The sequence below is a fragment of the Tumebacillus algifaecis genome, assembly GCF_002243515.1.
Classification (GTDB): Bacteria; Bacillota; Bacilli; order Tumebacillales; family Tumebacillaceae; genus Tumebacillus_A; species Tumebacillus_A algifaecis.
Genome location: NZ_CP022657.1, coordinates 4,006,123 through 4,028,803, shown reverse-complemented (window position 1 = coordinate 4,028,803; position 22,681 = coordinate 4,006,123). Strand labels below are relative to the sequence as shown.

The window sequence follows — 22,681 nt, the reverse complement described above, 5'->3', positions numbered from 1 at the left end:
TGACTATGAGCGAGTATTTATCATGGATCTAGATTTTGGGGTTACATTTCAGCAAAAAGACCACAACCGCTTATGAGATAATCCCTTTTGTGTAGACAGTAGGAAGCAAGCCCCCTTACTGTTACTACACAAGGGGGATTTTCTTTTGGAAAAGACAGCGCGGAAACGAAAAACGTATTCACGAGAATTCAAGTTCATTGCGGTAAAGATGTATTTGGAAAAAGGAATGGGTTATAAATCGGTCGCAAGTGAGCTGCAGATCCCCGACCACAGCATGGTAAGGAAGTGGGTCAAAAACTACAAAACGCTTGGGGCGGAGGGCTTAGAGGAGCGCAGAGGAAAGACGAGAACACCGTTCACTGGTCGTCCGAGAACGAAAAAGCTTACGCTCGAACAAGAAGTGCAAAAGTTGAGAGCGGAGAACGACTTTTTAAAAAAGCTGTTGCTTTTGCAAAGGAGGTGAGAGGTAAAGCGAAGATTCGTCAGTGCTACCAAGTCATCCAAGATCTTACTGGTAGCTATTCAACGTCACTGTTGTGTGAAACCGCAGGAGTATCACGGAGTGGGTATTACAAATGGGTTCAACGTCGACAAATGATTACATCCAAACAAAAGGAGGAGCGGCAGCTCAAAAAACTTATTTTGCAATGTCATAAAGCAGTCCGAGGAACCTACGGTTACTATCGTGTTCGTGCTTGGCTACGTCGAAAACACAATCTCAAGATCAATCACAAACGTGTGTACCGGCTTATGAAAGAACTAGGTATCCAGTGCGTTGCAAGGAAGAAGAAACGCTGGTTTGGCAAGAAATCAGAGAATTATACAGCACCAAACTCATTGAACCGAAACTTTAAGGCCTCGCGGCCAAATGAAAAATGGGCGACAGATATCACCTACCTGCTTTTCAATGGACAGAGGCTATTTCTGTCGGTCATCTACGACATGTTTAACAACGAAATTGTCGCCTACCGCATCGGAGAGCGGAACGATCTTAAACTGGTTCTTGATACCGTCAAGCTCGCCAATAAAAAAAGAGATGTGACCGACACCCTTCTTCACAGTGATCAGGGGTTCCAGTACACATCTCACCAATATAACAAGTTGCTTCAAACATACAACATAGCGCAGAGTATGTCCAGAAAAGGAAACTGCTTGGATAATGCCTGCGTAGAGAACTTCTTTGGTCATCTGAAGTCGGAACTCATGTATCTCAACAAGTTTCGCACCAAGGCAGAGGTGATGAACGCTGTGGCTAGCTACATTCGATTTTACAACCAGCAAAGAATACAACGGAAATTAAATGACCTGAGCCCAGTAGAATACCGAACTCAGGTCTGTGCCTAATTCATAGGGTGGCTTTTTACCCGCTGTCTACTTGACAGGGATATGTTCATTAGGCTGTGGTCTTTCTGCTTTCCGGATATGTTGTATGTATGAGTATCCATATAGTCATCTACGAGAAGTTGTGCAATCAAGTTATGAATATCTGTGATGTCCGCTTCTGTAGTCTGTTTGCTTGGCTGAAGAACATACGTTTTACCAGTATCGGAGTCATACGTTTTCAGGATATCGTCGTGGTGCATCGCAACACCCCTTTCGTGTATGAAATCATGGTAACAGTGAAGGTCTGAGCGGGAATTGAGCCTATCCCAAATCGTTTCCAAATGAAATGGTGAATTCAGGGGAAACAAAAAAGCACCTCAAATGGGTGCTATCAATAATTCAGCAATTTAAGAATATGTGGTTCACCAGTATCGATGTACGCTTCTTTCAAACTGGGAGATGCGTGTGTGAATGACACCCCCACTACAAGTGCGCTAACGCATAATACCATTGCTAGGATTCTTTTCATGGCACACCTCATTCTGCTTATTCATTCCCCTAATAGGATTCGATACCAGTTTGCAAAGAATTAACTTGGTCCTTTATTATTACTATTTTACCAAAAAGTCAGAGAGAATTCGAAGAATATTCAATGGCCAGATCATATTCTTGAACTTGAAGTCTGAGGGAGGCTAGTGTTTGTAAACAAACTGTAGCCGCGCACGACATTGAAGGTGAGTATGCAACCGTAAATGAGTGTGAGCGGCTACATAGTAGGAATAAGAACACCAACTAACAATCATAACAAATTATATAACATTTCCGTATTGATAACAAAATAAATAATAAATTATATAAAACAGGATTTGTGTAATTAATCTAGAATTGTATATGTGTCATGCATGACCAACAACTTTGAGGAGGGTTTTCCAAATGAAAAAACTAGTCACAGTAAGCTTAGTCATGATGGTACTTCCAGTAATGCTTGTCAGTCAAGCAAGCGCAAATGGCCTCACCAACGACTCAAAGGGTATGCCGCTTGTCAAATCGAGTGACAAGAATGACGAAAAGAATCGTGAGAAAATGAAATTGGCCAAGATGCACCAAGAGGTCAGAGGCGGTATTACATCGGCGGAAGCTGTTGAAAACGAGTATAGAAAGTTCAAAGCTAAATGGGGAGGGGAGCTAACGGATTCACCTGAAGAACTGAGACTTTCATCAGCCGGAAATGGCAAAGTCGAACCTGATGCACTTTATTCCAAATTACTTTCTTTGAGCCAAATCCCACAAGAAAGGAACTGGTACTGCGGACCGGCTTCTGTAGTTGAGATCCTGAAATCCTACGGTACTTCCACTGGCAAGCAACAGACACAGGATAGTGTTGTTCCATCACTGTATGCAACATCTTCTACTGGAACTCCTTGGTCGAAAGGCACAGTGGCGGGTACGTACTTTTATCCCGTAGCAGATACACTGGACTACTACATGAATAGTGCGAATAACTACGCAGCATATGCAAGTCCAAGCGCAGCGCAGTTCAAGAGCTCAGTCGTCTACACCATTGATAAAGGGTATCCGGTCGTCGCAAACGTGATTGAATACTCGGGTAATACAACAAGGTTAACGGGTCATCCTTTGGGCATCACCCTCCAACATTGGGTTGCGGTTTTTGGCTACAACCAAAATGGGGATACCGCGTGGTATGCTGATTCGGCTGCAGGCGCTGCGGGCCTTTCATTTGACACATCGGCCATTCCAAAGTATAGCGAGCTACCTGTTTCCAAATGGTCTACATTGGTAAACGAGCGAGGTATCATATGGTAAATAGATGGAGGGCGGTTTTGCCGCCTTTCATCTTTTAAATGGAGGTGTGAGGAATGGGTGATCGCCGTGCTCTTAACTCGAGTCAAGTGTGGCTATCTATGTTAGTAGGACTCTTGCTAATTACGGGATGTAGTCCAGAGGAAAATCTAACTGTCGACCCCCCTATCACTCAGACAGTTACAATCACCGATTTGCCTGCATCCACATCAATACTGGAAGAAACGGGTTGGAATCAAGAGGCAGTTCGTACGTTTACCAACATATTGCCAGACAATCGGGCATGGATTCCGCTTTCGATTGATATGACTGGAACATTTATCGGCAGTGTACCTGGTCAGCTTGGTAAACTTCCTGAAATGATTTTGCTAGACTCGAAAACTGGCGACTATGAGTTCATTGCAACATTAAGCTCAAAAGACGCACAATGTGCTGGAGCTGACATAAACGAAAATTACGTGGTGTGGAGCGAAGCGCTGGACCAGACTTTTGTGAACTGGAATATGCATATTTACGATAGGAAAACCCAAAGTGATCGGATCGTGTACAAGTCAAATCGGGATAAAGAAGGAATGGGATTTCCGGGACTGTATTGGTTGCCAGATCTTGAAAGAAGCGATTTTGTCTTTAGCCCTTCATTTGGACCCATGACTGAAAGAGGTCATAATGTGAAAGTCTTAAAAGTATCTGCAGAATCGGGTAAAGTGACTGAAATCGCAGCACCAGCTGGCAATCCGCGAGTAAAAAAGGACTACACGATGTGGGTGGGTCGAGACCCACAAAGTGGAGATCCCGAACTTTTTTGGAATCGAGAGGGTCATAATCAACAGCTCACGAAAGGCGAAAAGCCGGCATACTTTGATTCCGACGGGGTAGCTTCATATGCGTGGAGTAACTTTCAAGATGATCTGTGGCATGTTCGCCTAGTTGATCACGGAAAACAGCGAGAAATATTTTCGGGTGTCAATCGAATGGACTCGCTTCAATGGATCACGATGAGCGAGAAATTTGTAACCTGGGTGTCAACCACTAAAGCTCAAGTTTACGATCGAACACGAGAGAAAGTGATCACTCTAGATGATAGACCGCCACAGACGATATTTTCCAATAATCGATACCTCTTTTGGTCAGTGCAGATAGAAAATCTTCATCTGGAAACAAAAGTAGGTCTGGGCAAGATGTTTCTCGTCGATCTGTCAAAAATCTAATTTCCAGAAAAAGCGCATGGCCTCCAGAAGGCTCATAGCGCTTTTTTTGTGGATGGGGATTCCAAGTACCTCCAAGAATCACGATATTGACGGTGAGTATGCAACCGTAAATGAGCGTGAGCGGCTACAGGCTAGATTCGGGTTCCTCAGAAACCTCCCTCCATAATCGTGCCCTATTCACCATAAATACACAGAAAATTACATCCTATTTTCTATCATTCTTAGGTCTAAAAATGATAGAGGCGGACATACTGTATACCAAAGGACAAAAAACGGTCTGGAGGGATGACAGATGGTACATGAAGAAGTGTTGAAATCGTTCTATGCAAGGCTCAAAGGGCTGGCTAGCGATGGCCTGACGCGGATTGTCGATCTCGCGAAAGAAGTTGGGCAAAGCTACCGATCGCTGTGCGATCTCTTCCGGTCGTCCGGCTTGGAACTGTTTTGGATCGGTGGCAAAGCGTTCGTTTGTCGGCACGAGGCGGTCAGCGTATTGCGGGCCGCATCTTTGAATCGCTAGGTGCTGTTTCGCAGATGAAATGGTAAAATTAAGCTATCATTTGATTCAGACAACAGCGAGCTCAGACAGAAAGGGGTTAATGAAAGATGGCCGAGATCAGCAGACTGGCTGAATCCTTTCAGCAAACCGACTATCCAGTAGGCGGCCACGATAAAAAAAGCGTTCAGGTACTGAAACGTGCCCTAGAAGCGATCGACGGAAGCGTCGAGAGCGACATCTATGGGACAGGCTCGCTCATCGAGGACTTTCAAGCGAAAATAGCCAAATATTTAGGAAAAGAATCGGCCGTCTTTTTCCCCAGCGGGACGATGGCCCAACAGATCGCATTGCGGATCTGGTGTGATCAAAAAGGGCTGAAACGCGTGGCCTATCATCCGCTGAGCCATCTGGAGATTCACGAAGCGGACGGAATTAAAGAACTGCACGGGATCGAAACGGTTTTGTTGGCCGATTCGGACCGCTTGATTCGACTGGAAGATGTTCTGCAGGTACAGGGCGATTTTGCTTGCTTGCTGCTGGAATTACCGCAGCGTGAGATCGGCGGACAATTGCCCGAATATGCGGAGCTGGAAGCGATCTCCGCATATTGCCGTGAAAAGGGGATCAAACTGCATCTAGATGGGGCCCGACTTTTTGAGATTCTGCCCTACTACCAAAAGTCGGCGGCTGAAGTCTGTGCGCTCTTTGACAGTGTCTACGTTTCGTTTTATAAAGGCATCGGCGGGATTGCCGGGGCCATACTGGCGGGGACTGCGGAGTTTACGCAGGAATCGAAAGTCTGGAAAAGCCGCTATGGTGGAAATTTGATCAGTCTGTATCCGTATCTGCTCACAGCAGACTATTACTTTGACCAACGCGTGCACAAGATGGAACAATATTATGCAGACGCGAAGGAACTTGCAGCGTATTACAATCGCTGTCAGGGTGTGGCAACGAGGCCGACCACTCCTGTCTCCAACATGTTCCATGTGCACATCGATGCTCCCAAAGCGGTGGTTGAGCCGCTCCTCGTGTCGATTTATGAAGCGACAGGCATCGGGTTCACCCCGTATCTCAGGGCAACCAGTGAGACGACCTGTTATTATGAAGTCAGTGTTGGTGACCGCTATGCGGCGATTCCGAAAGCGAAGTTGCAAGCGGCGTTTCAGTTGCTCGATGAGTACCTCAGCGCCAGCAAGTCGCAACAGACTCATCCGTAAGCCCAATTCAACAATCATAACAAGGAAGGATGTTGTAAAATGGCAAAGCTCACCACATACATCAGCTCGGGGGATGCTCGAGCACAGGCAGAATTTTATACAAACGCGCTCGGCGGCGAAATCCATTCGGTGATGACCTATGGAGACCATGGCGATGCGCCGGAAGAACTCAAGGACAAAGTGTTACACTTGAACATGACGGCTGCAGGCGTGACCTTCTTGATGTCTGACCACTCGCACGAGCCGCTGCAACCAGGGAACGCGATTCATATCAATCTTGAGTTTGCAACTGAGGAAGAAGCGCATGACGCGTTTGCGAAACTGGGAGAAGGCGGCCAAGTCACACAGCCGTTGATTCCGGCATTTTGGGGTGCTTTGTTCGGGATCGTCGTCGATAAATATGGGATTCCGTGGATGATCACCACCGAGCCGAAACAACCGCAAGAGTAATTTTGATCGCATCGCATACAAAAAGACAAAAAAGAGGTCAGCGGCCCGTGCCGTTTGACCTCTTTTTTTGTAACTTCGATTCCATCGGTCGCGATTGTTTGTTAGAATGAAAACTGCCCGGCTTTTAAAATGTAAATCAAAACAAGTAGGGTGTTTAGCGTGATCAGGCCATCGCCACCGCTTTTGTCGGTCGAGACATTTCGGTCGAGACATTTCGGTTGGGACATGGAGGAGGAGTGTCGTCCGCGAGACGTTCACGTCGGCCGATTATGGCTTGGGCTTCACATCGGCTAGAATGCTCATGTAGGACAACGTCCGCACCTGATGATCCCAGGATACGATCTGAACGTGATTGATCGGGGTGTTGGGGTAGTTTCGTCTGATGTACGCGTATAAGTAGCGGTCATCGACCGGATTTTCCATGCGGCCGAGCTCTTCGGCAAACTCGACCTGCTGGTTGTTGCGGGAAAGGTAGAGAGTCAAAACGATTCCGTTCTCATTTTCGCGCAGAAAGTCGTGAACGATCTCGAGCGGCATGGAGGACCACCTCAGCAAAATAGTTTCGATACCTGTCAGTATGGACAAGAGGAGGCGAACTCATGAACGAGATCACACAGAAGTTTGTGACGCTCTTCAACGAAGAGCGGGATTTTTATGAGTGCCATGAAATATTTGAAGCGGCGTGGAAGGCAGAATCGGAGGAGCCTTTGAAGGGGTTCTACAAAGCGCTGGTGCAGGTGGCCACCGCGCAGTACAAGCTCAACCAAGGCTATATGAACGGGTTTCGCAAGCTATACAGCTATTGTTATCCGGTGTTGGAAGAACTCCCCGACGTGTACCAAGGGATCGACATGGCAAAGTTGCGCCGTGAATTGACCGACCAATTGCATCAACTGCCACCAGAGGCGTACATTCCCGCCGGAACGTTTCACGAAATTGGAATTGTGTATCTAACACTGGGAATTGTGGAAATTATTTAATAAAAGGTGGATAGATGTTCGTGTCGAATTGTTTTTCGACAAATTTCGTTAAAAATCGGAAAGGAGGATTGGGATGCGAAGCCTGCGGGATCGACTGAAGAGCTATAAGAAGGACATGGCGCTTGGGGACGCGGAGATTCGACTGGAGGAAATGGTCAGCGAAGCGGAGTCTGTAACTGGGGAACTGCCGGATACTGCGCTGGAACGGGCGCTGCCAGGCGTCGAACAGGACACGCCGTTTGGCCCGTGCTACTACCGTGATGTGCGCTTTGATGTTCTGTCCGCACACGGTCATTATCCGCTCGCTCGCACCCGCCACCTGCCGCTATCGGTGCTGTATGGAGTTTGCAAAATTCAAGACGGCCCTCTCGATTGGGGGAAGGTCTGTTTTTTTGATACGGAGACGACCGGGCTCGGTTCGGGCGCTGGGAACTTTATCTTTTTGTTCGGGGTCGGCTTCTATGAGGATGACGAATTTGTCGTGCGGCAGTATTTTTTGCGCAACTATGCGGAAGAGCGGGCTGTGCTGTACGCGCTGTCCGAACTGCTCGGCCGCTTTGAAGTCATGGTGTCGTTTAATGGCAAGGGCTTTGACTGGAAGTTGCTCGAGACCCGCTTTACGCTGGCCCGGATGGAGCTACAGCCTGTCTTGCACCTCGATCTGCTACCTCCGGCCAGACGGCTGTGGAAAAAGGTGCTCAAGAACTGCAAGCTGATCACGTTGGAACAGGAAGTGCTCGGGTTCGCGCGCCAAGATGACACGCCGGGCAAGATGGCACCGGAACTTTATTTTGCGTATCAGACGGACGGCGATGCTCGTCCGCTGGTGGGGATCTTTACGCATCATGTACACGATATTTTGACGTTGGCCACGCTTGCTGCGCACATCGGACTGCTGGTCGAGCAGCCCCTGCACGTGGCGACACACCCGGAGGAGCTATTTGGGCTTTCCCGCTGGTATGACGAGTGGGAAAAAAGCGACTCCAGTGAAGCATGCCTCGTCAAAGTGTCGGAGATGGAAGAGCTGGATTATGCCTGTGAAGCGCTTTGGAAGCTGTCCTTGTTTTACAAACGACGCGGACAGTTCGAAAAGGCGGTCTTGCTATGGCACGATCTGCTAAGCAGCGGGGGCATGTGGAAGACGGCGCCAAGGATTGAACTGGCTAAATATTATGAGCACAAGGCGCGTGATTACAGCCGTGCGTTGTCGCTGACGGTGGAGACGATCGAGATTGTACAAACAAGAAGCACCGTACTGCGCTCACACAGGCTCGAACATGAGTTGCACGAGCTGAGCTATCGGCGAGAACGATTGCTCCGCAAGTGCCGTGGGAAGTTGGAAGGGTAATTGGGATTGTAGAGTGAGGAGGCACTTTGTTTGTTGACGGGTACTTTTCTTGGAGCTATGATCACCAATGCTTCTGTATTGGTTTCTTTGGTCTATTTGCAACAGTATGTCTATCTTCGATTCATCGAAGGAAAGTCGGAGCGGTTACGCACGTTGTACGGCATCCTCATTCATGGATTTGCCGCGCTGCTGTCGATGCTGTTTGCCTATCAACTAGAAAATGGCGCGATGGTTGACACGCGGATCGTTCCGCTGTTGCTGATGTTTATTTGGAGCAGGCGCTACTTGTCGTGGGCGCCTTATGCGCTTGCTGTGTTGATCATCCTGATGCGCTATGGGATCTCGATCAACCAAGGCGCACATGCGACGATGCTGAACCTGCTGGCGATCACGATCGTTCTCGGCTACCTCAACTCCGTTTGGCTTTCGAAGCAATCGTTTCGGGTGCGGGTCTGGACGGTCACGCTCATCGGCAGCATCATCAATCTCGTGATGGCAAGTCTCGTCGGCGCGATGCCGATGATCGACTTTTTGGAACAATTTGCTGCCATCTTCTTCTTCGTGCATGTGGTGACGATGATTGTGATGGTCTTTACCTATCGGGCGATCTTTCGCGAGATGCGTCTGCATACGGAACTGCGAGAGACGGCCGAGACCGACTTTTTGACCGGGTTGCAAAACCGCCGCATGCTCGACCGAACGTTGAATCATCATCTGCGCCTATCATCGCGCACAGAGGCGGAGCTGTCTGTTGCGCTGATCGACATCGATCATTTCAAACGGGTCAACGACACGTTTGGACATGAGGCGGGCGATGAGGTGCTGCGGCGGGTGGCCGAGATCATCAAACACAATGTTCGCTCCTACGATCGGGTCGGCCGTTATGGCGGCGAAGAATTTATGATCGTCTTCCCGCACCTCGGCAAGCAGGCGGCGAGCGAAATTTCGGAACGGGTGCGCCAGGAGATCGAAGCGGCGGAATTTGTCACCGCACTTGGGCATAAAGTACAGGTGACCGTCTCGATCGGTGTGGCTACACACTGCGAATCGCGCGGGAATCTTTTGTGGACCAAAGCTGACGAACGGCTGTATCAAGCCAAAAACAGAGGTCGTAATCGCACGGTGAGCGCCGGATAATCATAATCACTTATTTTCCAATAGGGGAATTAGGTATTTTGTGCTTCGCGAAACCTGATAACATGTAGTACAATGGAGCATGATGCTAGAGATGTACACCAATCCATTTACATAGAGGTGATCTTGATTATGTCCACCGCACTTGGGAATTCGATCATTAAAGACATCAATCTTGCTCCGTCCGGTCATTTGAAAATCGACTGGGTCGCACAGCACATGCCGCTGTTGAATACGTTGCAGGAACAGTTTGAAAGAGATCTGCCGTTCAAAGGCAAAAAGATCGTGATCTGCCTGCACTTGGAAGCGAAGACTGCCTATCTGGGCCTGTTGATCAAAGCGGGCGGCGCCGACGTTGCTATGTGCGCGTCGAACGTGCTGTCCACGCAGGACGATGTGGTTGCAGCGCTCGTCGAACGCGGCGTGACCTGCTATGCGATCCACGGCTGCTCGAACGAAGAGTACATGGAGCATATCAACAAAGCGCTCGACTTCCAACCGGATGCGATCATCGATGACGGTGGTGACCTCGTCTCCACCCTGCACAGCGATCCGAGCCGCGCTGAGCTGATGAAAAACATCATCGGCGGCTGCGAAGAGACGACCACCGGCATCCTGCGCCTGAAATCGCTCGACAAAGAAGGCGCGTTGAAGTTCCCGATGGTAGCAGTCAACGATGCGTTCTGCAAATACCTGTTCGACAACCGCTATGGCACAGGCCAATCGGTGTGGGATGGCATCATGCGCACCACCAACCTCGTCGTATCCGGGAAGACAGCAGTTGTCGTCGGCTACGGTTGGTGCGGCAAAGGGGTGGCGATGCGAGCAAAAGGTCTTGGCGCACGCGTCATCGTCACAGAGATCGACCCGATCAAAGCGGTCGAAGCGATCATGGACGGCCATGAAGTGATGCCGATCGTCGAAGCGGCGAAACATGGCGACTTCTTCGTCACCGTGACTGGTAACAAAGATTGCATCACCAAAGAGGCGTTCGAAGTGATGAAGGACGGCGCGATCCTCTGCAACGCTGGCCACTTTGACGTGGAGATCTCCAAGCCTGATCTGCATGCGCTCTCGAGCAACGTGCGCGAGGTGCGCAAAAACATCGAAGAGTTCACCTTCACCGACGGTCGCCGCGTGTTCTTGTTGGCAGAAGGCCGTCTCGTCAACCTCGCGGCTGGCGACGGACATCCGGCAGAAGTGATGGACATGACGTTCGCGCTGCAGGCGATGGGTCTGCGCTGGATCGTCGAAGAAGGCAAAAACCTCGACCCGCATGTCTACTCCGTGCCGGAAGAGATGGACAAATATGTGGCGAACCTGCGTTTGCAAACATGGGGCGTGGGCATCGACAAGCTGTCGACCGAACAAGCGCGCTATCTCGATTCTTGGGCTGAGTAAGCGTTCAGGAAATCGGATTTTCTGCCTGGCATAGGGGAGGAGCTTCAACATGAAACCATTGATCGGGGTGACCGGGTACCTGCATCCGTATTCGCGGGAAGTTGAAGGTGTCTTCGTCGGTGCTGACTATACCAATGCTCTAGCTGAAGTCGGTGCGGTACCGCTTGCCATTCCGTTTTTGGAGCAGGAAGAGCATGTCCGCGCACTGGCGCACAAGCTGGACGGTCTGCTGCTCGGCGGCGGGGAGGATATGGACCCGACGCTGTTCGGGGAGCAGCCCGTACCGGGCAATGGGGAGATGTGCCCGGTACGCGACTGGCTGGAGACGATTTTGTTCGACGAGATGCAAAAGCAGGGCAAGCCGGTGCTCGGCATCTGCCGCGGGGTTCAAGTGATCAACATCCTGATGGGCGGGACGATCTATCAAGACCTTCCGTCACAAAAGGATGGCGACCTGATCCAGCACAGCCAAAAAGCACCGCGCTGGTTTGGCGCGCATCATGTCAATGTCGCGCCAGGCTCGCAACTGCATGCGATCTATGGCGCGACCCGCATCCGCACCAACACCTATCACCACCAAGCGGTGCGCGATGCGGCACCGGGGCTGATCGTATCGGGCGTGGCCGATGACGGCGTGATCGAAGCGATCGAGCGTCCGCACGGCCCGTTCCTGCTCGGTGTGCAGTGGCACCCGGAGAACATGTGGCGCAAGGACCAAACGGTTCTGCGTCTGTTCGAAACGTTTGTTGCTGCCTGCAACGCGAAATGATGCGGAAGAAACGAGACCTCCTTTTTCAGGAGGTCTTTTTTCTTATGATCACATATAATAGAGTTAGAACTTTTTAATAAGTTAAATAGGAGGTCGAGCGAATGAAAGTATTACTTGAAAAGAGACTTTCCGAATTATATCCGAGATTAGTTGCCACACGTCGGGATTTACATCAGCATCCTGAACTGGGATTTGAAGAGGTGCGGACGAGCAAGATCATCGCCGAGTGGTTGACCGACCTCGGGCTTGAGGTGCGGACGGGCATCGCCAAGACGGGGGTGGTCGGGCGTTTGCGCGGTGCGAAGCAGGGGAAGACGGTGGCCTTGCGCGCTGACATGGATGCGTTGCCGATTCAGGATCTCAAGTCGTGTGAGTACGCGAGCAAAGTGCCGGGCAAGATGCATGCCTGCGGGCATGATGCGCATACGACGATCGTGCTCGGTGCGGCCACGTTGCTCGCTGAGCTACGGGAGGAGTTGACAGGCGATGTGCTGTTCATTTTTCAGCCTGCCGAAGAAGGGCCGGGCGGTGCGGCACCGATGATCGCAGAAGGTGTGCTGGAAGGCGTGGACATGGTATTTGGCATCCATATGGCTCCCGTTGCCCCGGCGGGGATCGTCGCCGTTTCGCCGGGGCCGGCGATGGCATCAGCCGATGAGTTTACGCTGCGCATCAAGGGCACAGGCGGCCACGCTGCCTATCCGCACCTGGCGCTCGATGCGATCCCGGTGGCAGCCCAGGTCGTGACGGCGTTGCAGCAGATCGTCTCGCGGGCGGTCGATCCGACGCAGACGGCGGTGCTGTCGATCGGCACGATCCAAGGCGGCACCAAAGCGAACGTCATCGCGGACGTCGTGGAGATGACAGGCACGGTGCGCACGTTCGACCCGCTTTTGCGAGAGGAGTTGCCAAAGCGGATCGAAAGCATCGCCAGCTCGATCGCGGCTGGCTTTGGGGCTTCCTGCGAACTGGACTACCAGTTCAAATACCCGGTGCTGATCAACCATCCGGAAGCGACCAAGCTTATGCGCGAAGTGGCGGCAGAGCAGTTCGGAGCGGGTCGGGTGCTCGATGCGCCGCCGCAGATGAGCGGCGAGGATTTCGCCTATTTTCTGCAACAGGTGCCGGGGTGCTTCACCTTCCTCGGTTGCAAGCATCCCGAGCCGCTGGTTGACTCGTACAATGTGCATCATCCGGCCTTTGACATCGATGAGCGCGTGTTGCCGATCGGGGTGCAGTTACTGACGGCAGGCGTGCTGACCTATCTGGCGAGGTAAACGCACATTTTGACCGATCCTAGACACTTGTCCGCCACAAAAAGCGGAATAGATGCATCTACTGAAGTATCGCTTGAGGGAACACCTTGAGGGAACAATACCCATTTTGAAAGGGGGTCTGTTCCATGGGTACTTTCGGTATTTATACCCGTTGGGCGGTTGTGTTTCTGATTATCTTCGTCCTGTTTTTCCTGTTCGTGCCGGGCTACGGTGACGGAGCTCAAGGCTGCTAATCGCTGTGGCGGCAAACCTCCAGTCAGGGAGATTCCTTTGGCTGGAGGTTTTCAATTTTGGGTTGCCATGTCCCCGATCGGCCGCCTTTCCTGCATAGAAAGGGTGTGAGGCGCAGGACAAGCCTCCACAACCCAAAAGGAGGGCGATGACATGATCGACATCAACCAAGGTTTCTCCAGCATGGTGCTTCGTTTGCAAACGGGCACAGACGGGGAGGGCAACGCGGTGTACAAAGACAAATCCTATCCGCGCGTACTCCCGACGGCAACAGCAGACGACCTCTATCAGGTCGGGGAAGCGCTCGCTTCGCTTTCATCCTGGCGCTTGAGCTTCATCCAGCGCGTAGACCGCGAAGATCTCGTTCGCATCTAACGTTCCCAAAAAACTCGGAGGTGACCGCACATGAAACGCGAACTCGAACTGTACTTCCTGACCGACATGAACAAAAAAGTGAAAATTTCCATTCCGGAACCGAAATCGGGCATCACGTCATCCACAGTCAACGCGGTGATGGACCTGATTTTGCAAAAAGGGATCTTCGGCTTCGCACAAGGCCGTCTGGTCTCCAAAGCGTCCGCACGCATCGTGGCGACGGATATTGCCGAATTGACGATCTAGTGACACCTAATTCCAAAAAAACCACCTGTTGCCATGGGGCGACAGGTGGTTTTTTGTCATACTATTTAGAGGAGTCTTCTATATTCATATCAGTGCGGAGTTTAGTGAGCAGTTCTTCTTTGGACGTCGCTTCATACAGCCAGCGGTCGTCGGCGAGCACAAACGGACGTTTGTAGCAGTCGCCACAGTTGCCAAGACATCCCCAGCGCTGACCTTGCAGGTCTGGTTTCTCAGCTTTGAGTTGTTCGATGACCCAGTCGGTTCCCTTATCGAGGTTGCCGATGCAGACATCGAGTTTGGTAATTTTTTGGCTCATGTCAGTCCTTCCTTCCAATCCATTTTGGGAAGGCTTTTTCCCACAGGTATTGTATCATAAAAAAAGACAAGAATCGTCTGTATCAGCCCTGTGAAAGGTGATACAATAGAGGTAGAAATGTGTCGAAATCTCACGAAGTCAAAAAGATTCGATTTTAATAAACGCTGTGCGTTAAGGAGGGGGATTCGTTATGTTCCACTGGATCATGGAAATGTTGATGAACTACGGATGGATCGGCTTACTGATCGTCTCACTTGCTGAAGCTTCGTTTCTCCCTGTCGCACCCGATTTGCTCTTGATTCCGTTGACTGGCGCCGCTCCCGATCTTGGCTTTATGTATGGAGCGATCGCGTTGGCCGGGTCGGTGTTTGGCTCTTTGTTTGGACATTTTATCGGTTCCAAAGCGGGGTATCCGATTCTCCGCAAATTTATGTCGGAAGAGCGGTTGGGCACCGTCCAGCGCATGTTTGAGCGCTGGGGCATCTGGGCGATCGTGGTCGCCGGGTTGATCCCGCTGCCTTTCAAACTGTTCACAATCGCAGCCGGTGTGTTCAAACTGCGTCGCCTGCCGCTGATCATCGGCGCGTTGATCGGACGCGGCATCCGCTTTTTCGGACTTGTGCTCTTGGTGCGCCAGATCGGTGTGATCAAGATTCCGGAAGGGCTGGAGATGCAATTTTTGATCGGGCTACTCATTATCGTCGGGGTGCTCGTGCTTTGGTTCTATTTGAAATCAAAACGCGGCGCTTGGTTGCGTGAGCGGCTTAGTGGACTGCTCACCTTTTTCCGCAAAGATTTTCTGACCCCGCTTCGACGCGGATCGCGCCGTGGTGTGCTGTTGCTGATCATCGGGATTCTCGTTTCGCTTGTCGTGGCTGTCTTCGCGGGCGATGTGGTCACAGAACTGCTTAAAAAAACGGACGGGCTGACTCACGATTGGGTGCAACAGACCTTGCATCCGAAGTGGGGGTCGCCAGCTAAGATTGTGAGCTGGGCGTTCTCGGTGCCAGTCGTGGTGCTCGGTTATCTATTCATTTCCTTCGTGTTGTTGTTCCATCTGCGCAAAAGTACGAAGATGCGGTTGTTTGCAGGGCTTGTGATCGGGACGTTGCTGATTCAAGCATCGTTTCGCTACTTCTTCCCGGCCACGGTGGAAAACACCGTTGACATGTTGCTTGAGGTGACGGGAGACACGTTGGCACTGCAGCTGCACACGTTGCCGAGCGGTCAAGTGATGACGGCGATTCTGCTCTACACGTCGCTTGCTTATCTGGTCTGGATCACGCAAAAGCACTGGTGGAAGCGCGTGTTGGGCTTGCTCATCGCCTTTTCGCTGATCATCATCGCACCGCTCTCGGCCATGTTGGTCGGAGAGTATGCGCTATCCTCGACGATGGGTGGATTGACGGCTGGAATCCTGTGGATGATCGGCTGTCTGATCACGCGATTTGTATTTCGAGCTGTGGAGCGTGGAAATTTTAAGATCTCACATGAATAAACGACGAGAGCCAATTGCTTTGGCTCTCTTTTTTTGGACAGGCATGCAGACCTGGGTGCGTGCTAAACTGGCCGGACGATGAGTATTGATAAAAAAGGACTCTTTGGAAACGGAGGTACTTTTGATGCTCACCATCCGCACAGACAAGACTACCTATCGTCCGCATGAAACGGTGCTCATCACACTGCTTTTGCAAAATGAGGGGGCTGAGGCGCGCGAGTACCATTTTGCAACTGCACAACGCTTCGATGTGACAGCCGAACGGGAGGGTCAAACACTGTGGCAATGGAGCCACGATCGCCTCTTCGCACAGATGCTGTCCACTTTGATCATCCAGCCGGGCGACTCGCGGATGTTCAAAGCTGAATGGAAGCAAACCGACTTTAATGGCCGCCAAGTAGCGCGCGGCCCGATCAAGCTCTGCGGTTGGATCGTGGGAACTGAGGAGCGTGCAGAGACGCAGATCGAGTTGGTGGGCAGGAACGAGCCTGTCGTTTAAGCACGCATCTATACTGAACAGCACACATCTATACCGAACCGCGAAGATACGCACATCTTCTACAGATGTCCGTATCTTTTTTGTTCCTAAAAGTGGTAAACTATACACAAGGGAAGTGAGTATCGGAGTACGTGGAGGGGACCGATCATGGCGATCAATTTTCATGCGGAGAGAAACCGCTTTACCTATGCGCGCCGTCACGCGGACGTTTCGTGGACGGCCATGATTGAAAAGCTAGTCGATGTGCGCGGCAAACATGCGGTCGATATCGGCTGTGGCGGCGGTATCTATTCGCGGGCGTTTGCAAATCTAGGGGCAGCGAGCGTCACCGGCATTGATTTTTCAGCAGAAATGCTGGCCGGGGCGCGCGCTCAGACGGCAGGCTATCCGCAGATCACGTACCAGAACGGCGATGCGCAGGTGACGGGGCTGGCGGATGCATCGTGCGACCTGATCTTAAAACGGGCGCTGACTCATCACATCAAAGCGGAAGAACTGACGGCGACGTTTGCCGAAGCGTTGCGCATTTTGCGTCCGGGCGGCACGTTGCTCATCCAAAACCGCACGCCGGAAGACTGTCTGATGCCGGGCAATGAAAATCATTTGCGCGGCTACTTTTTTGAGCTATACCCGCGCTTGATCGAACGCGAAATCAAGCGCCGTCATTCCAGCGAGACGATGCTCTCTTGCCTGCAAGCGGCCGGGTTTACCGGACTTGAGGTGCACGAGATGTGGGAGACGCGCAAGGTCTACTCAGATCTCGAAGATCTTGCCGCCGATCTGCTCACCCGCACGGGACGCTCGATCTTGCATGAGTTGAGCGACCCGGAATTGCAGGAGTTGGTCGCCCACATTCAGGAGCAGATGTTCAAGCGCGGCATCCAAGAGGTGTTGGAGCAGGATCGCTGGACGATCTGGAAAGCGGTCAAAGCGGCAGACTAGAGGGAGGCGTCGAGCGTGGTCTATGCAGCACTGTTTGTCGGCGGCGCGCTCGGCGCCATGTTGCGTTTGGCAGCAGGGGAAATTTTGCCGTATGGCGCGTGGACCACGATGGGCATCAATTGGCTCGGCTGTCTCGTGCTCGGTTTTTTTCTGCCCTATACGGCGGTGAAGGGCAAACTGCCAGAAGCGGTTCGCATCGGCATATCGGCAGGCGTCCTCGGCGGATTTACGACTTTCTCCACGTTTAGCGTGGAGACGCTGGCCTTTGTGCAACAGGAGCGCTGGTGGAGTGCACTCCTCTATGTCGGGGGCAGTTTGCTCGGTGGAATCGCCCTGGCCGGGTGCGGCTGGTTGGCAGCAAGAAGGACGGTGCGTGCTTGATGGAGGCGTGGCTAGCCGTTCTGCTTGGCGGGGCGCTCGGCGCACCGCTGCGCTATGGGCTCGGGCAGTTGATCATCAAACGGTGGAGCGGGGCATGGCCGCTGCCCACGTTTCTGGTCAATGTGCTCGGGTCGTTTTGTATGGGTCTTTTGGTCGCCGTCACAGCGGAAGGCACGCTGCGCTGGTTTCTTGGCACCGGCGTGCTAGGGGCGTTCACAACGTTTTCCACGTTTGGCGTGGAAGCGGTGACGCTCTGGGAACGCGGGAGAACGGGCCTTGCGATAGCCTATGTGCTCGCCTCTGCCTGTATTGGCATCGGCGCCGCAGGGCTGGGCTATGTGTGGAATCTTGGTTGGTAACAACTCGATGCGGAGGTTATTTGATGTACGACGTGCTTTCGATCGGTGAGATGATCATCGACTTTATGCCGCAGGAGACGGGCGTGACGCTGGACAAAGTGCCCGGTTTTCAAAAAGCGGCAGGCGGAGCTCCGGCCAACGTGGCGGTCGGTGTGGCCAAGCTTGGCGGCCGCGCCGCTTTTTTAGGGAAATTTAGCGCCGACCCGTTCGGCGATTATTTGCTGGAGACGTTGCGAGCGCATGGTGTGGACACGTCCGGTTGTGTGCGCACACAGGAGGCCAAGACGGGGCTGGCGTTTGTGGCGATCGACGAGGCGGGCGATCGCTCCTTTCATTTTTACCGAAATCCGTCGGCCGACATGTTACTCGAAGAAGCGGACATCAGCGAAGAACTGATCAAACAGGCGCGCGTCATCCACATCGGCTCGGTGACCCAACTGCTGCAAGACGCGTTCCGCGCGACTGTGAAAGCGCAACAGCTGGCCCGCACGCATGGCGTGATCGTTTCCTTTGACGTCAATTTCCGACTCGGCCTCTGGCGCGGGCGAGAAGAGGAAGGCAAAGCAAAAGTGCGGGAGACCGCATCGCTGTCCGATCTGTTGAAAGTCAGCGAAGAGGAGTTGGAATTCCTGACGGGCACAACCGATTTGGAAAAAGGGGCGGCCGAGCTGCTCGCGCTCGGGCCGAAGATCGTCTTTGTGACGCTCGCTGAGAAAGGCGTTTTTTATAAAACGCAAAACTTGCAGGCGCGCGTGATGCCGTTTCGCACGAAACTGCTCGATGCAACCGGGGCTGGCGATGGCTTTGTCGCAGGCTTTTTGCGTCAATTGGTCGATCGGGTGCAAGGGCGGTCGCTCGACTACTCGCTGTCGATCTCCGAAGAAATCGAGGAGATGGCCCGCTACGCCAATGCGGTCGGGGCGTTGACCGTCTCGCGCCTCGGTGCGATTCCCGCCTTGCCGACCAAGCAGGAAGTGTACGACTTCATGTACGAGAACCGCCGTAGAATTGGTGGCGGCAAAGTGGGGGAGACTCGGTAAAGCGGTTTCAGGTAGCTCAGGGTGCTTAGGACGCACTGGTCACTCTGGTCACTCTGGTCACTCTGGTCAGCCTATTTATGAGACATACAATATTTCCCTAAATAGTGACAAAAAATCTCAGATTTCCAAACTGGGGTTTTCTTTGCGCGGCTTGTCCGTATAATTTACTACAGGACACTGTGGAAAGAGCGGGTGATACTACGGATGAATCTCAACATGAAATTGACGCGAGCTTTTTATATCAGCTTGCTTTCGGTGTGCGGATTGCTGTTGATCGCACAAGTGACCGATGGCAAGTATATGGATGGATTTGACGAGTCGGTGATCGCGTTTATCACCGGGCTACACTCTGAACTGATGACCAAAGTGATGCTGTTGTTTACGGCGATCGGCAACGGCGGCATGGTGGTGGTCGTTTCGCTCGTAGCGCTGTTTTTGCTTTATAAGCTGGGCACTTCTCGTATGGAACTGCTCCTCTTTATGGCGGTGGTGATCTCGTCGGGCCTGTTCAATTATCTGTTGAAAAACGTGTTTCAGCGCATGCGTCCCGATTTCAATCCGCTGGTGCACGCCGACGGCTTCTCCTTTCCGAGCGGACACTCCATGTCGGCGTTTGCGCTGTATGGGGTGCTGGGCTTCCTCGCGTGGCTGAAGGTGGAGAACCGCAAAGTCCGCACCTTGATCCTGACGATCTGCATCCTGATGGTGCTTTCGATCGGGACGTCGCGTATCTATTTGGGCGTGCATTACCCAAGCGATGTGGTCGGCGGTTTTTTGGGCGGGGCGAGTCTGCTGGCCTTAGCCGTATGGTATCATCAGCAGAAACGGACGGCAGCGTAACGAGAGACGCTGCCGTTTTTGTTGAATTTGTCGAGGTGGTCCGTTCCGATCCCCAGTTGGCTCTGAGATAGGAATTAGCTGGGATCGAAACGAAAAGATAAGATTAGGAAAACGCAAGGCAAGAGGAGGACTTTCATGACCGATTTTTCCAAAGTGATCGCAGGTGAGCTCAAGCTCCGCCCACAGCAGGTGAGCGCTGTAACCGGGCTGCTCGATGAAGGCAATACGATTCCGTTTATCGCCCGTTACCGCAAGGAGATGACGGGGGAATTGGATGAAAACCAGCTCCGCAGCATCCAAGAGCGTCTGCAGTTCTTGCGCAACCTCTCGGAACGCCGTGCGGAGGTGCACCGCCTGATCAGCGAGCAGGAGAAGATGACCGACGAGCTGGCGGCGGCGATCGCCCAAGCGACGACGCTGACCGAATTGGAAGACATCTACCGCCCCTACCGTCCGAAGCGCAAAACGCGAGCCAGCGTGGCGCGGGAAAAAGGGTTGGAACCGCTCAAAAGCTGGCTGGTCGCGGAGGGACACGGCGATGTGTTGCAAGAGGCGACTCGCTACGTGGATGCGGAGAAAGGCGTCGCGAGCGGGGAAGAGGCTTTGCAGGGCGCGCTCGACATCTATGCGGAAGAAGTGGCGGACGATGCGCCGACCCGGCAGAAGATCCGCGATCTGACCCGCCGCAAAGGATCGATCAAAAGTGCGGCCACAGGCAAAGGCGATGAGGAGCGCGACGTGTACGCTCAGTATGCGGAACATGAGGAACGGCTGGAGAAACTCCCCCCGCATCGGGTGTTGGCGATGAACCGCGGCGAAAAGGAAGAGGCGCTGCGCATCTCGATCATCGCACCAACAGGCGACATCCAACGCGTGCTGGAACAGATGCACCTGCCGAACAAGCCGACTTCTGCCAGCGAGCATCTGCGCTCCGCATTGGAAGACAGCTACAAGCGCTTGATCGCTCCCTCGATCGAACGGGAAATCCGCACGATGCTGACCGAAGTGGCCGAAGAGCAGGCGATCAAAGTCTTCGCGCAAAATTTGAAAAATCTGCTCTTGCAGTCTCCGATCAAAGGTAAGACGGTGCTAGCCGTCGATCCGGCCTACCGCACCGGCTGTAAAGTGGCGGTGATCGACGAAACGGGCAAAGTGCTGGCCATCGCCGTCACCTATCCGACTCCGCCGCTGAACAAGATCGACGAGGCGAAGCGGATTTTCAAAAACTTGATCGACCAGCACGGCGTAGAAGTGATCACCATCGGCAACGGCACCGCATCCCGCGAGACCGAACTGTTTGTCGCCGATCTGATCCAAGAGGTCAAATCGACCCATCCGGAGCTGGTCTATCTGATCGTCAGCGAAGCGGGCGCCTCCGTCTACTCCGCATCGAAGCTGGCTGGGGAGGAGTTTCCCGACCTCGACGTGGCGGAGCGTTCGGCCATTTCGATCGGCCGTCGTCTGCAAGACCCGTTGGCCGAACTGGTCAAGATCGACCCGAAGTCGATCGGCGTAGGTCTGTATCAGCATGACGTGTCGCAAAAACGCTTGGAAGAGCAGCTTGCAGGCGTCGTCGAATCGGCGGTCAACTCGGTCGGCGTCGATCTGAATACCGCGTCGCCATCGCTGTTGTCTTACATATCAGGTCTTTCGGCGAACGTGGCGAAAAATGTGGTGCTGTACCGCGAAGAGGTCGGCAAATTTACAGATCGCAAGCAGTTGGGCAAAGTTCCGCGCTTGGGGCCGAAAACCTACCAACAGGCGGTGGGCTTCCTGCGCATTTCCGATGGGAAAAATCCGCTCGACAACACGCCGATCCATCCGGAGTCCTATGCGGTGGCGAAGGAACTGCTGCAAACGCTAGGCTATCGGGTCGAAGATGTTGCCGACCTGCGCAAACGCGCCGAACTGAAGGCGAGCCTGGAACAGATCGATCTCGACGCGCTGGCCGAGCAGTTGGGGGCGGGCGTGCCGACGTTGCGCGACATCGTCGAAGCGTTGCGCAAACCGGGCCGCGACCCGCGTGATGAACTGCCCAAGCCAGTGTTCCGCACCGACGTGCTGAAAATGGAAGATCTCCAGCCGGGCATGATCTTGAAAGGGACGGTGCGCAACGTCGTCGATTTTGGCGCGTTTGTGGACATCGGAGTCAAGCAGGACGGATTGGTGCACATTTCGGTGCTGTCCGATCGCTTTGTCAAACATCCGATGGATGTGGTGGCAATCGGGGATGTGCTCGATGTGAAGGTGCTGTCGGTCGATCTGAAAAAAGGGCGGATTGCGCTGACCGCAAAAGGCATACAATCAGAAGTAGAAGCAGCGGGGATGTAAGTGCACCCTACAGGGCTTGCAACTTACATGAAATCGTTTTGTAACCGCGTTGTAATGAACGGAAATTTTCTGATAACGATTGACTTCATAATTATTTCGGAGTACGATGGAGTTGACGGAATCACACCACTACTTTCCTATTGCGACGACCGCTGGTTTGAGAAAATTATCGGTGGGTTGCATCCGCCTCTGC

At 52.6% G+C, this 22,681-nt stretch carries 24 protein-coding genes and 1 pseudogene; 23 read left to right on the top strand and 2 right to left on the bottom strand.

All coding sequences use genetic code 11. The features are described 5' to 3' along the window. Window positions 1-208 precede the first annotated feature (208 nt). From CIG75_RS21320 to CIG75_RS17810, 7 genes and pseudogenes are all read left to right on the top strand, one after another. On the top strand, window positions 209-463 hold the full coding sequence (locus CIG75_RS21320; RefSeq protein ID WP_265415075.1) for a helix-turn-helix domain-containing protein: 255 nt from the start codon (window positions 209-211) through the stop codon (window positions 461-463). After that, a pseudogene (locus CIG75_RS17840) lies at window positions 418-1,344 on the top strand (IS3 family transposase); the annotation flags it as partial. The gene CIG75_RS21320 and the pseudogene CIG75_RS17840, both read left to right, overlap by 46 nt. A gap of 912 nt (window positions 1,345-2,256) precedes the next feature. Next, entirely contained in the window at window positions 2,257-3,147 is an 891-nt protein-coding gene (locus tag CIG75_RS17830; RefSeq protein ID WP_094237876.1) for a C39 family peptidase, read from the top strand. 53 nt (window positions 3,148-3,200) lie between these two features. Then, on the top strand, window positions 3,201-4,352 hold the full coding sequence (locus tag CIG75_RS17825) for a hypothetical protein (RefSeq protein WP_094237875.1): 1,152 nt from the start codon (window positions 3,201-3,203) through the stop codon (window positions 4,350-4,352). 292 nt (window positions 4,353-4,644) lie between these two features. Then, on the top strand, window positions 4,645-4,872 hold the full coding sequence (locus tag CIG75_RS17820) for a hypothetical protein (protein ID WP_094237874.1): 228 nt from the start codon (window positions 4,645-4,647) through the stop codon (window positions 4,870-4,872). 86 nt (window positions 4,873-4,958) lie between these two features. Beyond that, entirely contained in the window at window positions 4,959-6,071 is a 1,113-nt protein-coding gene (locus tag CIG75_RS17815) for a threonine aldolase family protein (protein ID WP_094237873.1), read from the top strand. A gap of 39 nt (window positions 6,072-6,110) precedes the next feature. After that, window positions 6,111-6,521, top strand: coding sequence for a VOC family protein (locus CIG75_RS17810; protein ID WP_094237872.1), 411 nt, complete (start codon window positions 6,111-6,113; stop codon window positions 6,519-6,521). Window positions 6,522-6,788: 267 nt separating this feature from the next. On the opposite strand, the gene CIG75_RS17805 is transcribed toward CIG75_RS17810, so the two are convergent. Further along, a complete protein-coding gene (locus tag CIG75_RS17805) occupies window positions 6,789-7,058 on the bottom strand; it encodes a hypothetical protein (RefSeq protein WP_094237871.1) in 270 nt (89 codons plus the stop codon). Window positions 7,059-7,120: 62 nt separating this feature from the next. On the opposite strand from CIG75_RS17805, the gene CIG75_RS17800 reads away from it, so the two are divergent. The 8 genes from CIG75_RS17800 to CIG75_RS17765 all read left to right on the top strand — a co-directional run bounded on the left by CIG75_RS17800 (window position 7,121) and on the right by CIG75_RS17765 (window position 14,282). Beyond that, window positions 7,121-7,501: a DUF309 domain-containing protein gene (locus CIG75_RS17800; protein WP_094237870.1), complete on the top strand. Its 381-nt coding sequence runs from the start codon at window positions 7,121-7,123 to the stop codon at window positions 7,499-7,501. Window positions 7,502-7,574: 73 nt separating this feature from the next. Then, complete coding sequence (locus tag CIG75_RS17795; protein WP_094237869.1) at window positions 7,575-8,849, top strand: ribonuclease H-like domain-containing protein; 1,275 nt, start codon at window positions 7,575-7,577, stop codon at window positions 8,847-8,849. Window positions 8,850-8,882: 33 nt separating this feature from the next. Further along, window positions 8,883-9,986 carry a GGDEF domain-containing protein gene (locus CIG75_RS17790; protein WP_157729631.1) on the top strand — a complete coding sequence of 368 codons (1,104 nt, stop codon included), beginning with the start codon at window positions 8,883-8,885 and terminating at the stop codon, window positions 9,984-9,986. 129 nt (window positions 9,987-10,115) lie between these two features. Next, complete coding sequence (locus CIG75_RS17785; protein ID WP_094237867.1) at window positions 10,116-11,384, top strand: adenosylhomocysteinase; 1,269 nt, start codon at window positions 10,116-10,118, stop codon at window positions 11,382-11,384. 49 nt (window positions 11,385-11,433) lie between these two features. After that, window positions 11,434-12,153: a gamma-glutamyl-gamma-aminobutyrate hydrolase family protein gene (locus tag CIG75_RS17780; protein ID WP_094237866.1), complete on the top strand. Its 720-nt coding sequence runs from the start codon at window positions 11,434-11,436 to the stop codon at window positions 12,151-12,153. Between the two features lie 101 nt (window positions 12,154-12,254). Continuing rightward, entirely contained in the window at window positions 12,255-13,430 is a 1,176-nt protein-coding gene (locus tag CIG75_RS17775; protein ID WP_094237865.1) for a M20 metallopeptidase family protein, read from the top strand. A 384-nt stretch (window positions 13,431-13,814) separates the two neighbouring features. Then, complete coding sequence (locus tag CIG75_RS17770) at window positions 13,815-14,036, top strand: DUF1659 domain-containing protein (protein ID WP_094237864.1); 222 nt, start codon at window positions 13,815-13,817, stop codon at window positions 14,034-14,036. Between the two features lie 30 nt (window positions 14,037-14,066). Further along, a complete protein-coding gene (locus CIG75_RS17765; protein WP_094237863.1) occupies window positions 14,067-14,282 on the top strand; it encodes a DUF2922 domain-containing protein in 216 nt (71 codons plus the stop codon). A gap of 61 nt (window positions 14,283-14,343) precedes the next feature. Here the strand turns inward: CIG75_RS17765 and CIG75_RS17760 are convergent, their stop codons facing one another. Further along, entirely contained in the window at window positions 14,344-14,598 is a 255-nt protein-coding gene (locus tag CIG75_RS17760) for a YuzB family protein (RefSeq protein ID WP_094237862.1), read from the bottom strand. Window positions 14,599-14,788: 190 nt separating this feature from the next. Between CIG75_RS17760 and CIG75_RS17755 the strand changes: the two genes are divergently transcribed. The 8 genes from CIG75_RS17755 to CIG75_RS17720 all read left to right on the top strand — a co-directional run bounded on the left by CIG75_RS17755 (window position 14,789) and on the right by CIG75_RS17720 (window position 22,488). Continuing rightward, window positions 14,789-16,096, top strand: coding sequence for a YqaA family protein (locus tag CIG75_RS17755; protein ID WP_094237861.1), 1,308 nt, complete (start codon window positions 14,789-14,791; stop codon window positions 16,094-16,096). A 124-nt stretch (window positions 16,097-16,220) separates the two neighbouring features. Further along, window positions 16,221-16,595, top strand: coding sequence for a BsuPI-related putative proteinase inhibitor (locus tag CIG75_RS17750; protein WP_094237860.1), 375 nt, complete (start codon window positions 16,221-16,223; stop codon window positions 16,593-16,595). 147 nt (window positions 16,596-16,742) lie between these two features. Next, window positions 16,743-17,537 carry a class I SAM-dependent methyltransferase gene (locus CIG75_RS17745; protein ID WP_094237859.1) on the top strand — a complete coding sequence of 265 codons (795 nt, stop codon included), beginning with the start codon at window positions 16,743-16,745 and terminating at the stop codon, window positions 17,535-17,537. Window positions 17,538-17,552: 15 nt separating this feature from the next. Then, window positions 17,553-17,918 carry a fluoride efflux transporter FluC gene (locus CIG75_RS17740; protein WP_094237858.1) on the top strand — a complete coding sequence of 122 codons (366 nt, stop codon included), beginning with the start codon at window positions 17,553-17,555 and terminating at the stop codon, window positions 17,916-17,918. Next, on the top strand, window positions 17,918-18,277 hold the full coding sequence (crcB, locus tag CIG75_RS17735) for a fluoride efflux transporter CrcB (RefSeq protein ID WP_227874276.1): 360 nt from the start codon (window positions 17,918-17,920) through the stop codon (window positions 18,275-18,277). The genes CIG75_RS17740 and crcB overlap by 1 nt, the downstream gene beginning before the upstream one ends. A 23-nt stretch (window positions 18,278-18,300) precedes the next feature. After that, window positions 18,301-19,317, top strand: a complete 1,017-nt coding sequence (locus tag CIG75_RS17730) for a PfkB family carbohydrate kinase (RefSeq protein ID WP_094237856.1) — start codon at window positions 18,301-18,303, stop codon at window positions 19,315-19,317. A gap of 204 nt (window positions 19,318-19,521) precedes the next feature. Continuing rightward, window positions 19,522-20,157 (top strand): phosphatase PAP2 family protein, encoded by a 636-nt coding sequence (locus CIG75_RS17725; RefSeq protein WP_094237855.1) that lies wholly within the window; start codon window positions 19,522-19,524, stop codon window positions 20,155-20,157. A gap of 135 nt (window positions 20,158-20,292) precedes the next feature. Next, complete coding sequence (locus tag CIG75_RS17720) at window positions 20,293-22,488, top strand: Tex family protein (RefSeq protein ID WP_094237854.1); 2,196 nt, start codon at window positions 20,293-20,295, stop codon at window positions 22,486-22,488. Window positions 22,489-22,681: the final 193 nt, after the last annotated feature.

Bases quoted from the DNA above. Each gene is read 5' to 3' on its own strand.
- CIG75_RS21320 (WP_265415075.1), top strand. From the start codon at position 209: ATGTATTTGGAAAAAGGAATGGGTTATAAATCGGTCGCAAGTGAGCTG.
- CIG75_RS17830 (WP_094237876.1), top strand. From the start codon at position 2,257: ATGAAAAAACTAGTCACAGTAAGCTTAGTCATGATGGTACTTCCAGTA.
- CIG75_RS17825 (WP_094237875.1), top strand. From the start codon at position 3,201: ATGGGTGATCGCCGTGCTCTTAACTCGAGTCAAGTGTGGCTATCTATG.
- CIG75_RS17820 (WP_094237874.1), top strand. From the start codon at position 4,645: ATGGTACATGAAGAAGTGTTGAAATCGTTCTATGCAAGGCTCAAAGGG.
- CIG75_RS17815 (WP_094237873.1), top strand. From the start codon at position 4,959: ATGGCCGAGATCAGCAGACTGGCTGAATCCTTTCAGCAAACCGACTAT.
- CIG75_RS17810 (WP_094237872.1), top strand. From the start codon at position 6,111: ATGGCAAAGCTCACCACATACATCAGCTCGGGGGATGCTCGAGCACAG.
- CIG75_RS17805 (WP_094237871.1), bottom strand. From the start codon at position 7,058: ATGCCGCTCGAGATCGTTCACGACTTTCTGCGCGAAAATGAGAACGGA.
- CIG75_RS17800 (WP_094237870.1), top strand. From the start codon at position 7,121: ATGAACGAGATCACACAGAAGTTTGTGACGCTCTTCAACGAAGAGCGG.
- CIG75_RS17795 (WP_094237869.1), top strand. From the start codon at position 7,575: ATGCGAAGCCTGCGGGATCGACTGAAGAGCTATAAGAAGGACATGGCG.
- CIG75_RS17785 (WP_094237867.1), top strand. From the start codon at position 10,116: ATGTCCACCGCACTTGGGAATTCGATCATTAAAGACATCAATCTTGCT.
- CIG75_RS17780 (WP_094237866.1), top strand. From the start codon at position 11,434: ATGAAACCATTGATCGGGGTGACCGGGTACCTGCATCCGTATTCGCGG.
- CIG75_RS17775 (WP_094237865.1), top strand. From the start codon at position 12,255: ATGAAAGTATTACTTGAAAAGAGACTTTCCGAATTATATCCGAGATTA.
- CIG75_RS17770 (WP_094237864.1), top strand. From the start codon at position 13,815: ATGATCGACATCAACCAAGGTTTCTCCAGCATGGTGCTTCGTTTGCAA.
- CIG75_RS17765 (WP_094237863.1), top strand. From the start codon at position 14,067: ATGAAACGCGAACTCGAACTGTACTTCCTGACCGACATGAACAAAAAA.
- CIG75_RS17760 (WP_094237862.1), bottom strand. From the start codon at position 14,598: ATGAGCCAAAAAATTACCAAACTCGATGTCTGCATCGGCAACCTCGAT.
- CIG75_RS17755 (WP_094237861.1), top strand. From the start codon at position 14,789: ATGTTCCACTGGATCATGGAAATGTTGATGAACTACGGATGGATCGGC.
- CIG75_RS17750 (WP_094237860.1), top strand. From the start codon at position 16,221: ATGCTCACCATCCGCACAGACAAGACTACCTATCGTCCGCATGAAACG.
- CIG75_RS17745 (WP_094237859.1), top strand. From the start codon at position 16,743: ATGGCGATCAATTTTCATGCGGAGAGAAACCGCTTTACCTATGCGCGC.
- crcB (WP_227874276.1), top strand. From the start codon at position 17,918: ATGGAGGCGTGGCTAGCCGTTCTGCTTGGCGGGGCGCTCGGCGCACCG.
- CIG75_RS17730 (WP_094237856.1), top strand. From the start codon at position 18,301: ATGTACGACGTGCTTTCGATCGGTGAGATGATCATCGACTTTATGCCG.
- CIG75_RS17725 (WP_094237855.1), top strand. From the start codon at position 19,522: ATGAATCTCAACATGAAATTGACGCGAGCTTTTTATATCAGCTTGCTT.
- CIG75_RS17720 (WP_094237854.1), top strand. From the start codon at position 20,293: ATGACCGATTTTTCCAAAGTGATCGCAGGTGAGCTCAAGCTCCGCCCA.